Origin of the sequence: Pseudomonas pohangensis (assembly GCF_900105995.1) — a bacterium.
In the GTDB taxonomy this organism is placed as follows: Bacteria; Pseudomonadota; Gammaproteobacteria; order Pseudomonadales; family Pseudomonadaceae; genus Aquipseudomonas; species Aquipseudomonas pohangensis.
Genome location: NZ_LT629785.1, coordinates 3,054,619 through 3,066,611 on the forward strand (window position 1 = coordinate 3,054,619; position 11,993 = coordinate 3,066,611).

An 11,993-nucleotide genomic window follows, 5' to 3' on the forward strand; every position below is an offset into this window, starting at 1 on the left:
CCCGCGGCAGCGCTCAGCGGGTTTCGCCGAAAGCCGGTCTCCCGTGCGGCAGGCTGAACCGGCAAACAAGCCTGCAGCTTCTTTAGCAACCGGCCAAAGCCACAGGTTAGAATCCCGGCATGCACCCTGCATGTTGAAAAGTCCCCTCGCCACACATCACCGGAGCCGCACACTTGGACGCCAGCAGCATCAACAACCTGTTCATGATCGGTGCGCTGCTGGTAGGCCTGAGCATCCTGGTGAGCAATTTTGGCTCGCGTTTCGGCATCCCGATCCTGGTGGTGTTTCTGGCCGTCGGCATGCTTGCCGGCGAAGACGGTTTCGGCGGGATTGTTTTTGATGATTACTCGACCGCCTACCTGATCGGCAATCTGGCGCTGGCGATCATCCTGCTCGATGGCGGCCTGCGCACGCGCGTCGAGAGCTTCCGCGTAGCCCTGTGGCCGTCCCTGTCGCTGGCCACCCTGGGCGTGCTGCTGACTGCCGGACTGACCGGACTGGCAGCTGCCTGGCTGTTCAAGCTGACGCTGCTGGAGGGCCTGCTGATCGGCGCGATCGTTGGCTCCACCGATGCCGCAGCCGTGTTCAGCCTGCTCGGCGGGCGCGGCCTGAACCAGCGGGTCAGTGCCACCCTGGAGATCGAGTCGGGCAGCAACGACCCGATGGCGGTGTTCCTCACGGTCACCCTGATCAGCATCATCAGCAACCAGCAAGCCCTGAGCTGGGCACTACCGCTGGAATTGCTGAGTGATTTCAGCATCGGCGCGGCAATCGGCCTCGGTGGCGGCTGGCTGCTGCTGCAGATCATCAACCGCCTGCAACTGGCCAACGGCCTCTACCCGCTACTGGTGGTCAGTGGCGGCCTGCTGCTGTTCGCGATTACCAACAGCCTGAACGGCAGCGGCATTCTGGCCATTTACCTGTGCGGGCTGGTGCTGGGCAACCGGCCCATTCGCTCGTGGCATGGCATCCTGCACATGCTTGACGGGCTGACCTGGCTGGCACAGATCGGCATGTTCCTGGTGCTCGGGCTGCTGGTCACGCCCCATGAACTGCTGCCGATCGCCCTGCCGGCGCTCGGACTGGCGATGTGGATGATCCTGTTTGCCCGGCCGCTGTCGGTATTCCTCGGCCTGTTGCCGTTCCCGGCCTTCCATGACCGCGAAAAAGCCTTTATCGCCTGGGTCGGCCTGCGCGGTGCGGTACCGATCATTCTTGCGGTATTTCCGCTGATGGCCGGCCTGCAGAACGCGCAACTGTTCTTCAATCTGGCGTTCTTCATCGTGCTGGTGTCTTTACTGCTGCAAGGCGCCAGCCTGCCATGGGCCGCGAAACTGCTGAAAGTGGTAGTACCGCCGGACCCGGCGCCGATCTCGCGGGCCGGTCTGGAAATTCACCCGACCAGTGAATGGGAGCTGTTCATCTATCGCCTCGGTGCAGAAAAGTGGTGCATCGGCGCCCCGTTGCGGGCGCTGAAAATGCCAGAGGGTACCCACGTGGCGGCACTGTTCCGCGGCACTGAACTGCTGCATCCGTCCGGTAGCACTACACTCCACGCCAGCGACATTCTTTGCGTAGTCGGGCATGAGCATGACCTGCCGACACTGGGCAAGCTGTTCAGCCAGGCTCCCCAACGCGGTCTGGACCTGCGCTTCTTCGGTGATTTCGTGCTCGAAGGCGATGCTGAACTTTCAGCCGTGGCCGCACTCTATGGCCTGCAACTGGGCGAAGTCGATGGAAGCCTGCCGCTGGGCAGATTTATGGCCCATGAAATCGGTGGCCAGCCCATTGTTGGCGACCAGGTGGAGTGGAACGGCCTGATCTGGACCGTTGCCGTGATGGAAAACAACAAGGTCCGCAAGGTCGGGGTCAAGTTTCCTGAAGGCAGAAGCCCGGGACCTTCGCTGTTCCTCTAGACTGCTATACGGGATACTTTTAACCATCCTTCCGAATCAAACCCACAATCAGTGAGCCACCGATGACCCTTACGCCATTCCTGCGCTCCCTTGTTTTCATCAGCCTGCTTGGACTCTGTCTGCCTGCCACCGCCAGACCCGACAGCGGCTTGCCATCCATCGCGGATGTGCAGCAAAGCATCGAGGGTCTGGCCGACCGCAAGCTGCCGGAAACCGAACAGAAAAACATGCTGATCGTGCTCACCAGCACACTGCAGAACCTCGAAGACATTGATCAAACCCAGAAGGAAATGGCGGAACTCGAGCAGCGCCTGAAAACAGCGCCCGAGGTAATCAAGCAGTCGAAAGCGGAACTGATCAAGCTGGACGGTCAGCCTGAGTCTCCCGACCTGAAGCGGTACGCCAACAGCAGTCTTGAGCAGTTGCAACAGCTGTTGGCCGAGCGCAATGAACAGCTCAACAAAAGCCAGAAAATACTTACCCAGGCCAACAGCATTGTCATCAACGCACAGTCGCGGCCCGAACGCGCCCAGTCTGATGTCAACCAGATGCTGGAGCGTAGCCAGCAAATCAATACGGCCCTGTCTAGCGGCAAAATCAACGGCAAGCCCCTGAGCAAAGAAGTCCGCGTGCAGCTGCTCAGCGAACGCGAACTGATCAGTCTGCAGACCGACCTGCTGAAAGAGCAGATGGCTTCTAACGACATACTGCTCGACCTCGGCACCTCCCTGCGCGACCTGGAAGTCCTGCGTTCCAAGCGGCTCGACAATGAAATGCTCGAACTGCAAACGCTGAGCAGCAACAAGCGCCGCGAGGAATCGGAAAAGGCCATCGAGCAATTTTCACTGGCAGCCAAGCATGCAACGCCGGACAGCCTGTTTGCCAAGGAGGCTCAGGCCAACCTGGAGCTCAGTACCGACATCCTCGCGACCACCGACCAGTTGAGTCTGATAAACCGGCGCAACCTGGAGGTAAACCAGCAGCTCGACAGTATCAACCAGACCAAGAAGTCTCTGGATGAGAACATCAATGTACTCAAGGGCAGCCTGCTGCTGGCGAAAATTCTCTACCAGCAGAAACAGTCGCTGGAAGACATCAAGGTTGACCCCGGCCTGGCTGATCAGGTCGCCGATATTCGCCTGCGCCAGTTCGAAATCGGCCAGCAGCGCGAACAACTCATCAACCCCCAGCAGTACCTGCAAAAACTGCTCGCGCAAACCGGTGACGAAAGCGTCACTCCCGGCATGATTGACCGCCTGCGCGCGCAGATCAAAACCCGCGTCTCGTTGCTGGAAAATTACAACCGCGAACTCAACTCGCTGCTCAATGCCTCGATCGCCCTGCAACTTTCGCAAACCTACCTGATGAGCAAAAGCGAGGAGCTGCGCGACACCCTGGAAGAACAGATGTTCTGGGTGCCCAGCAACAAGCACCTGACGTTATCCGGCTTGCTGAAAGTTCCTTCCCGGGCATTTCAGCAGATCAGCAACTTTCCCTATGGCCAGGGCTTCAAAGACTTCGCCAGCGCCATGACCGAAAAACCCTGGATATTCATTCCGGTACTTCTGCTGATAATCACCCTGCTCTGGCAGCGCAAGGCACTCAAGGAAAAATTGTCCAGCCTGAACAAGGATATCGGTCACTTCAAGCGGGACAGCCAGCTGCATACCCCGGTGGCGGTGCTGCTCAACCTGTTACTGGCACTACCTGTCACCCTGATATTTCTGCTTACCGGCTTTGCCCTGCAGCTAGACGGCAGTGGGCACATGCTCTACCTGGTTAATGCCATGTTTGGCGTGGCCAAGGCCTGGCTGGTGCTATACACCTGTTACTGCCTGCTCAAGCCCGGCGGCGTGGCCGAACGGCACTTCCACTGGCCCCGTGAAACCACCCTGACGCTCTACAAGCTGATTCGCGCAATCGGCCTGGTGATCATTCCCCTGCTGGTAGTGGCCACCATCGCCGAGCACCAGCCGCAGGCCCTGACCAAAGACAACATGGGCATGTTGCTGGTAATGATCGGCTTCCTGATGCTGTCAGTGCTGTTGCGCCGCCTGTTGCTGACCGGCCCGGTCCGCGAGCATGCCTCCCTGGTGCGCCTTGCCCTGGGTGGCGCCCTGACCCTGTTGCCGCTGGGGCTGGTTGTCGCCATCGGCATGGGCTACTACTACACCGCGCTCAAGCTGACGGACCGCCTGATTGATACGCTCTACGTAGTGATGATCTGGGTCATTATCGAGGCGATGCTGATGCGCGGGCTGGGTGTTGCCGCCAGGCGCCTGGCCTACAACCGGGCAGTCAGCAAGCGCGAGCAAATTGCCAAGGAAGGTGCCGAGGGCGGCGAGTTCGTCGAAGAGCCGACGCTGGATATCGAGCAGGTCAACGAACAGTCGATGCGCCTGATCCGCCTGGCGCTTTATGGTGTACTTGCGGTTGCGCTGTACTGGGTCTGGGCCGACCTGCTTACCGTCTTCAGCTACCTCGACAATTTCACCCTTTACCAGTACAGCAGCGGCACCGGTGCAACTGCCACCATGGTGCCCCTGAGTCTGGGCGACCTGCTGGGCGCACTGCTGATAGTCGCCCTGACCATCGCCCTGGCCAGTAACCTGCCCGGGCTGCTGGAAGTGCTGGTGCTGTCCCGTCTGAAGCTGGCGCAGGGCTCGTCCTATGCGGCAACCACCCTGCTGTCCTACACCATCATCGGGGTCGGCACGGTGACCACCCTGTCGGTGCTCGGGGTCAGCTGGGACAAGCTGCAATGGCTGGTAGCGGCCCTGTCACTGGGCATCGGCTTCGGCATGCAGGAGATTTTTGCCAACTTCATTTCCGGCCTGATCATCCTCTTCGAGCGGCCGGTGCGCATCGGTGACACGGTGACCATAGGCCCACTGTCCGGTACCGTCAGCCGCATCCAGATCCGCGCGACCACCATCACCGACTTTGACCGCAAGGAAATCATCGTACCCAACAAGTCGTTTATCACCGATCAACTGATCAACTGGTCATTGACCGATACCGTGACACGCATCGTGCTGACCATCGGCCTGGCCTATGAGGCCGATCTGGCCCTGGCGCGCAAACTGATCATGAAAGCCATGCTGGATAATCCGCGGGTTCTGCGCGATCCGGAACCGCAGATATTCTTCGTCAATATCGGCGCCAGCACTTTCAACTACGATGTGCGCTTCCATGTGCGTGACCTGGCTGATCGCCTGCCGGCCACCGATGAAATACTCACGACCATCGCCCTGAGCTTCCGCGAGCATAATGTCGAGATGGCCTTCAACCAGATGGATATCTTCGTCAAGAACATGCAGGGCAAGGAAGCGCAACTCGAAAGCAAGCAGGTCAACCTGCCGCCTGCCGGACCCGAGGATGCCGCGCCGGCGCAAAACGCCTGATCACCAGCGGCGCTGGACTCACCCCTTCAATTCCGAGCAAAATACTCGGAATTGAAGGGGTAACCAACCGTGAAGCAGCTTACCGACCTGACCTTTGACAACCGTTTTGCCCGTCTGGGTGATGGGTTTTCCACTGCGGTCATGCCCAAACCGATAGCCGAACCCCGGCTGGTGATTGCCAGCCCGGCGGCCATGGCGCTGCTGGATCTGGATCCGGCACAAGCACAGAGTCCGGTGTTCGCCGAGTTGTTCGCCGGCCACAAACTCTGGAGCACGGCGCAGTCGCGGGCGATGGTCTATTCCGGCCACCAGTTCGGCCAGTACAACCCGCAACTGGGCGATGGCCGCGGCCTGCTGCTCGGCGAAGTGGTGAATGACGCGGGCGAGTACTGGGATCTGCACCTCAAGGGCGCCGGCCAGACCCCCTATTCGCGCTCCGCTGATGGCCGCGCCGTGCTGCGCAGCTCGATCCGCGAATTTCTCGCCAGCGAGTACCTGCACGCGCTGGGTATCCCCACCAGCCGCGCGCTCTGCGTCACTGCTTCCAGCACGCCGGTGTGGCGCGAAAAGCAGGAAAAGGCCGCGATGTTGCTGCGCCTGGCGCCCAGTCACGTACGCTTCGGGCACTTTGAGTACTTCTACTACACCAGGCAGCACGACCAGCTGAAAATCCTCCTTGAGCATGTACTGAGCTGTCATTTCCCGGAAACCCTGCAGCAGCCCGAGCCCTATGCGGCATTCTTCCGCACGGTGGTGGAGCGCAATGCCGGGATGATTGCCAGGTGGCAAGCCTATGGTTTCTGCCACGGCGTGATGAACACCGACAACATGTCGATTCTCGGTATCACCTTCGACTTCGGCCCCTACGCCTTTCTCGATGACTTCGATGAAAAGCACATCTGCAACCACTCCGACGATAGCGGCCGCTACAGCTTCAGCAATCAGGTGCCGATTGCCCACTGGAATCTGGCGGCACTGGCGCAGGCGCTGACACCCTTTGTCGCAGCCGAGCAACTCCGCGAAAGCCTCGACCTGTTCCTGCCGTTGTACCAGGCCCACTACCTCGACCTGATGCGCCGTCGCCTCGGACTGGACAGTGCGGCTGATAACGATCAGCAACTGATCGAACGCTTGCTGCAACTGATGCAGGGCAGTGCTGTCGATTACTCGCTGTTCTTCCGCCGCCTCGGCGAACTGCCGGCCGAACAGGCAGTCGCCCGCCTGCGCGATGAGTTCATCGATCTCGCCGGATTCGACCGCTGGGCACACGATTACTGCAGCCGCAGCGCTATGGACAAGCGCTCACAAGCCGAGCGCCAGCAACACATGCATGCGGTTAACCCGTTGTACCTGTTGCGCAATTATCTGGCCCAGCAAGCCATCGAAGCCGCCGAGGCAGGTGATTACACGGCGGTGCGCAAACTGCATGCCGTGCTCAGCCAGCCTTTCGTGGAACAACCCGGCCAGCAGCGCTATGCCGAACGCCCGCCGCAGTGGGGCAAGCACCTGGAAATCAGCTGTTCGTCCTGAGCGGTGCATCAGCCAGCAACCATTCCAGCCCCATCGCCACATGCCACCCGGTACTGTCGAACAACGGCAGCGGCGCAGCACAATCCTGCAGTAACAGGCCGATTTCGGTGCACCCGAGGATCGCCGCCTCGGCGCCTGCCGCGCGCAACTGCTCCAGCTGCTGCAAGTAGAAGTCACGCGAACTGGTGGTGAAACTGCCACGGCACAGCTCGGCAAAAATGATCCGGTCCAGCTCCGTCATCGCTGAACGATCCGGCAGCACAATCTGCATGGCGAAACCCCGGCTCAGGCGCTCGCGGTAAAAATCCTCCTGCATGGTAAAGCGCGTGCCCAGCAGTGCCGCACGCCGGATACCTGCATTGTGCAGAGCCTGACCTACCGCATCGGCGATATGCAGCAACGGTATATCCAGTGCTGCCTCGATCACCGGCGCGACCTTGTGCATGGTATTGGTCGCCAGCAGCACAGCACCAGCACCGGCCTGTTGCAAGCCGCGCGCGGCCGCGGCCAGCAGTTCACCAGCGGCTTGCCAGTCACCGGACTTCTGCAGTTCGGCTATGCCGGCAAAATCCACCGAATGCAGCAGCAGCGGAGCCGAGTGCAAGCCGCCCATGCGTTCACGCACACCCTGATTGAGCAAACGGTAATAGCTGGCAGTCGACTCCCAGCTCATGCCACCCAGAATACCAAGCGTACGCATGTTCTCTCTCCTTCAGCCGTTACAGGAACAGGCTACTCCTGCAACGGAAACTAGCAAACAAAATAACCAAATAGCATATAAAGAGACGCAAACAGTCTTAGACTATCTAAGCAAAGCTCACTATCTTTGCCCTCCTGTCCGTCCATTCGAACTGTTGCAGCCCACCGCACTGGCACGTCGCCCTGAAGGAACACACATGTCCTGGGACTCACTCCCACTGATTTTTGTCAGCGCCCTGCTGGTCTGGGTGCTGATTTCCTTTATCCGCGAAAAATGGAGCCCCGATGTGGTGGCGGCCATTGCCGTAGCGGCGCTGCTGGTCAGCCAACTGCTGACCCCGGCGGAAGTGCTCAGCGTGCTGTCCAACCCGGCACCGGTAACCATTGCCTGCATGTTTGTCCTGTCTGCTGCGCTGGAGCGCACCGGTTGCATCGATGCGCTGGGCAACTGGCTGGGCAATCTGGTCGGGACCAGTCCGACCCGCACGCTGTTTGGCCTGACCATCACCGCCCTGGTGATTTCGGCCTTCCTCAACAACACCCCGGTAGTAGCGATTCTTACTCCGGTGGCAATTGCGCTGGCCAAGCGCTCCGGCACCTCGGCGTCCAAACTGTTGATCCCGCTGTCCTACGCCACCATCCTCGGCGGCACGCTGACGATGATCGGCACCTCGACCAACATTCTGGTCGACGGCGTGGCACGCAAGGCCGGCCTGGCGCCCTTCGGCATGTTCGAAATCACCGGCGCCGGCCTGGCACTGGCAACGGTCGGCATGCTCTACATGATGACCATCGGCAAGCACCTGCTGCCTGAGCGCGACAGCCTGTCGAAACAGTTGCGGCCCAATCTGGATCGCACCTTCATGAGCGAGCTGCTGGTGCCACACGACTCGCCGATGCTCGGCAAAACCCTCAGTGAGGCCAACCTGAATGGCGGCAGCGGACTGAAAGTACTGAAGATCTTTCGCGAGCAGCAGGAGATCACCGAACCCGGCCATGATCTGATACTGGCTGCCGGCGATCAGCTGTTTATCCATGGCCAGGTCAAGGATGTAGTGGAGCTGCGCGGCAGCGGCCATCTGAGCTTCAGTCGCAGCGAAGCCTTCGAGACGATCAGCAGTCATGACGTGATCCTCGTCGAGGCCATTGTCGGGCGCAACTCACGCTACAGCCACCGGCCGATGCGCGATCTCGACCTGACCGCACGTTACGGCATCGCCGTGCTTGCCATCCATCGCCAGGATGAAAACGTGCAGGGCAATCTGGACGAGTTCCAGCTGCAGTTCGGTGACGTGATGCTGGTAGAGGGTACGCCAACCCAGATCAAACGCTTTGCCGAGAACGGTGAACTGATCAGCCTGAATACCGTGCTGGAGCGTTCGTTTCGCCGCGACAAGGCGCCGATTGCCATCCTCGCGACGCTCGGCGTAATGCTGCTGGCTGCCTTTGGCCTGATGCCCATCGAGGGACTGGCGATCATTGGCGCGGTCACTGTACTGGCGACCCGTTGCCTCGATGTGGAGGATGCCTACAAGGCCGTCGACTGGAAAATTCTCAGCCTGATTTTCGGCATGCTGGCCGTCAGCATTGCCATGGGCAAGGTCGGTCTGGTAAGTCTGATCGTCGACAGCGTAATGACCCTGATGCCTGCGGCAGGGCCTTTGCTGATGCTGTCGCTACTCTATTTGTTCACTTCGATCCTGACCGAGATACTGTCGAACAATGCGGTTGCCGTGCTGCTTACGCCGATTGCTATCGGCATGGCCCAGCAGCTGGGCGTCGATCCGCGGGCCTTTGTCGCCGCAGTGATGTTTGCCGCCAGTGCCAGCTTCGCCACCCCGATCGGTTATCAGACCAACACCTTCGTCTATAACGCCGGCGGCTACCGCTTCAGCGACTTCTTCAAGGTTGGCGCACCGCTCAATTTACTGCTCTGGGGTGTGGCAACAGTGGTACTCCCGCTGGTCTGGCCGTTGACGCCGGTGTGAATCAGCTAACGCCGGGGCCCCTGCCGGCGCACGCGTTCATCACAACAAGACATTGACCATCCGCTCGTCACTTCCCATGATGCAGGTTTACTTCCCTGCCTCAAGGAGCGCCCTGATGAAACTGGAAACCCTGGCCATTCACGCCGGCTACAGCCCCGACCCGACCACCAAGGCGGTCGCCGTGCCGATCTATCAGACCACTTCCTATGCTTTCGACAACACCCAGCACGGTGCCGACCTGTTCGATCTGAAAGTGCCGGGCAACATCTACACGCGCATCATGAACCCGACCAGTTCCGTGCTCGAACAGCGCGTCGCCGCACTGGAAGGCGGTGTTGGCGCACTGGCCGTAGCCTCCGGCATGGCCGCCATCACCTATGCCATCCAGACCATTGCCGAGGCCGGGGACAACATCGTTTCGGTGGCCAAACTGTATGGCGGTACCTACAACCTGTTTGCCCACACATTCCCGCGCCAGGGCATCCAGGTGCGCTTTGCGCCGCATGACGATATCGCCGCACTGGAAGCACTGATCGACGACAGGACCAAGGCGGTGTTCTGCGAATCCATCGGCAACCCGGCCGGCAACATCATTGACCTGCAGGCGCTGGCCGATGCCGCGCACCGTCACGGCGTACCGCTAATCGTCGATAACACCGTGGCCACCCCGGTGCTCTGCCGGCCGTTCGAGCATGGCGCCGATATCATCGTGCACTCGCTGACCAAATACATGGGCGGCCATGGCACCAGCATCGGCGGTATCGTCGTCGACTCCGGCAACTTCCCGTGGGCACAGCACAAGGAACGCTTTGCCATTCTCAACACCCCGGATGCTTCCTACCACGGCGTGACCTATACCGAGGCGTTCGGCCCGGCAGCGTTCATCGGCCGCTGCCGCGTGGTACCGCTGCGCAACATGGGCGCGGCGTTGTCACCGTTCAATGCCTTCCTGATTATGCAGGGCCTGGAGACGCTGGCACTGCGCATGGAGCGCCACTGCGAGAACACCCTGAAAGTCGCCGAGTTCCTGAAAAGCCACCCGCAGGTGGCCTGGGTAAAATACGCCGGTCTGACGGATCATCCCGAACATGCACTGGCCCAGCGCTACTGCAGCGGCAAGCCGGCTGGTATTCTTTCCTTCGGCATCGTCGGCGGCCAGGAGGCCGGGGCGCGCTTTATCGATGCGCTGCAACTGGTGGTGCGACTGGTGAATATCGGTGATGCCAAGTCACTGGCCTGCCATCCGGCTTCGACCACCCACCGCCAGCTTAACGACGAAGAACTGGAGAAGGCCGGCGTGCCCCGTGACATGGTGCGCCTGTCGGTCGGCATCGAGCATATCGATGACATTCTGGAAGATCTCGGGCAGGCGCTGGTTGCCGCGAAAAGCTGAGCTGATGCAGTAAAACCTTGATATTCGCCGGGGTGACTCCACTTAAGCAGGTATAACCTGCCGGAGTTACCCCATGAGCGATGCATTACTGATCCCCTGCCCACACTGCAACGCACTCAACCGGATTCCAGCCGGGCGCGTGCAGGATGTACCACGTTGCGGGCGCTGCCAGCAGGCGGTGCTGCCGTTGCAACCTTTCAGCGTCGACCAGCACAACTTCACCAGCCAGCTCAAGGGCGATCTGCCGCTGTTGCTGGATGTCTGGGCGGACTGGTGCGGGCCCTGCCGCGCGTTCGCGCCGACCTTTGCACAAGCCGCGCAACAATTGACCGGTCACTGCCGGCTGGGCAAGCTCGACAGCGAAGCCAATCCGCAACTGGCCGGGCAACTGGCCATCCGCTCGATTCCCGGCCTGATCCTGTTCCGCCACGGCAAGGAGATCGCACGCCAGAGCGGTGCCATGAGCCTGCCGCAGCTGCTCGGCTGGCTGCAACAACAGGGCGTCTGAGCGCTTTCGTCAAGTGACAGGGAGCTGTAGGGTCATAGGCCGCGCCAACCGCGAGCAGTAGCCTTGAGCGGCAAAACTGCCTGGATTAGCTGAATGAACATGCCGACTGAACTGGTGCGCCAGCTCACCGAGGAACAGATTGCCTTCGTCAAGCGCAGCGGACTCAAGGCCGAAGTGCTGGAGCCGGGCTTCGTGCGCCTGCGCATGCCCTTGCAGGGCAACCAGAACCACATAAACAGCATGTATGCCGGTGCGCTGTTCACCCTCGCCGAGATCCCCGGTGGCGCATTATTCATGACCAGTTTCGACGTGCAGGGCTATTACCCGATCATCAAGGAAATGACCCTGCGCTTCCGCCGTCCGGCAACCAGCGACATTCTGGTCGAGGCGCGTCTGGACCAGGCACAGGTAGCCCGGATCACCACGCAAGCGGACGCCGAGGGCAAGGCCGATTATCGGCTGGATCTGGAGTTGAAGGATACCGCTGGCGAGGTGGTAGCCATCAGCCAGGGCTTGTACCAGTTGCGCAAACGCTGAGTCCACGCCCCGGTTCAG

The 11,993-nt window shown here is 60.5% G+C and carries 8 protein-coding genes; 7 read left to right on the forward strand and 1 reads right to left on the reverse strand.

The genetic code is table 11. From position 1 onward, the window contains the following. The first annotated feature begins 173 nt into the window (after positions 1 to 173). The 3 genes from BLT89_RS14240 to selO all read left to right on the forward strand — a co-directional run bounded on the left by BLT89_RS14240 (position 174) and on the right by selO (position 6,850). Entirely contained in the window at positions 174 to 1,916 is a 1,743-nt protein-coding gene (locus BLT89_RS14240; protein WP_090196749.1) for a potassium/proton antiporter, read from the forward strand. Positions 1,917 to 1,978: 62 nt separating this feature from the next. After that, positions 1,979 to 5,320 (forward strand): mechanosensitive channel MscK, encoded by a 3,342-nt coding sequence (gene mscK / locus BLT89_RS14245; RefSeq protein WP_090196751.1) that lies wholly within the window; start codon positions 1,979 to 1,981, stop codon positions 5,318 to 5,320. Between the two features lie 69 nt (positions 5,321 to 5,389). Next, a complete protein-coding gene (gene selO, locus BLT89_RS14250; protein ID WP_090196755.1) occupies positions 5,390 to 6,850 on the forward strand; it encodes a protein adenylyltransferase SelO in 1,461 nt (486 codons plus the stop codon). Here the strand turns inward: selO and BLT89_RS14255 are convergent. Continuing rightward, complete coding sequence (locus tag BLT89_RS14255; protein WP_090196757.1) at positions 6,834 to 7,550, reverse strand: aspartate/glutamate racemase family protein; 717 nt, start codon at positions 7,548 to 7,550, stop codon at positions 6,834 to 6,836. The two genes, selO and BLT89_RS14255, sit on opposite strands and share 17 nt — an antisense overlap. Positions 7,551 to 7,746: 196 nt before the next feature. Between BLT89_RS14255 and BLT89_RS14260 the strand changes: the two genes are divergently transcribed. From BLT89_RS14260 to BLT89_RS14275, 4 genes are all read left to right on the forward strand, one after another. Then, positions 7,747 to 9,537, forward strand: a complete 1,791-nt coding sequence (locus tag BLT89_RS14260; protein ID WP_090196763.1) for an SLC13 family permease — start codon at positions 7,747 to 7,749, stop codon at positions 9,535 to 9,537. Between the two features lie 115 nt (positions 9,538 to 9,652). Then, a complete protein-coding gene (locus tag BLT89_RS14265; RefSeq protein WP_090196765.1) occupies positions 9,653 to 10,930 on the forward strand; it encodes a bifunctional O-acetylhomoserine aminocarboxypropyltransferase/cysteine synthase in 1,278 nt (425 codons plus the stop codon). A 73-nt stretch (positions 10,931 to 11,003) separates the two neighbouring features. Next, positions 11,004 to 11,438 (forward strand): thioredoxin TrxC, encoded by a 435-nt coding sequence (gene trxC, locus BLT89_RS14270; protein WP_090196767.1) that lies wholly within the window; start codon positions 11,004 to 11,006, stop codon positions 11,436 to 11,438. Between the two features lie 93 nt (positions 11,439 to 11,531). Beyond that, positions 11,532 to 11,975 (forward strand): YiiD C-terminal domain-containing protein, encoded by a 444-nt coding sequence (locus tag BLT89_RS14275; protein WP_090196770.1) that lies wholly within the window; start codon positions 11,532 to 11,534, stop codon positions 11,973 to 11,975. Positions 11,976 to 11,993 lie beyond the last annotated feature (18 nt).

Excerpts from the sequence above, each read along its gene's own strand:
- BLT89_RS14260 (WP_090196763.1), top strand. The coding sequence starts at position 7,747 with ATGTCCTGGGACTCACTCCCACTGATTTTTGTCAGCGCCCTGCTGGTC.
- BLT89_RS14265 (WP_090196765.1), top strand. The coding sequence starts at position 9,653 with ATGAAACTGGAAACCCTGGCCATTCACGCCGGCTACAGCCCCGACCCG.
- BLT89_RS14255 (WP_090196757.1), bottom strand. The coding sequence starts at position 7,550 with ATGCGTACGCTTGGTATTCTGGGTGGCATGAGCTGGGAGTCGACTGCC.
- trxC (WP_090196767.1), top strand. The coding sequence starts at position 11,004 with ATGAGCGATGCATTACTGATCCCCTGCCCACACTGCAACGCACTCAAC.
- mscK (WP_090196751.1), top strand. The coding sequence starts at position 1,979 with ATGACCCTTACGCCATTCCTGCGCTCCCTTGTTTTCATCAGCCTGCTT.
- BLT89_RS14275 (WP_090196770.1), top strand. The coding sequence starts at position 11,532 with ATGAACATGCCGACTGAACTGGTGCGCCAGCTCACCGAGGAACAGATT.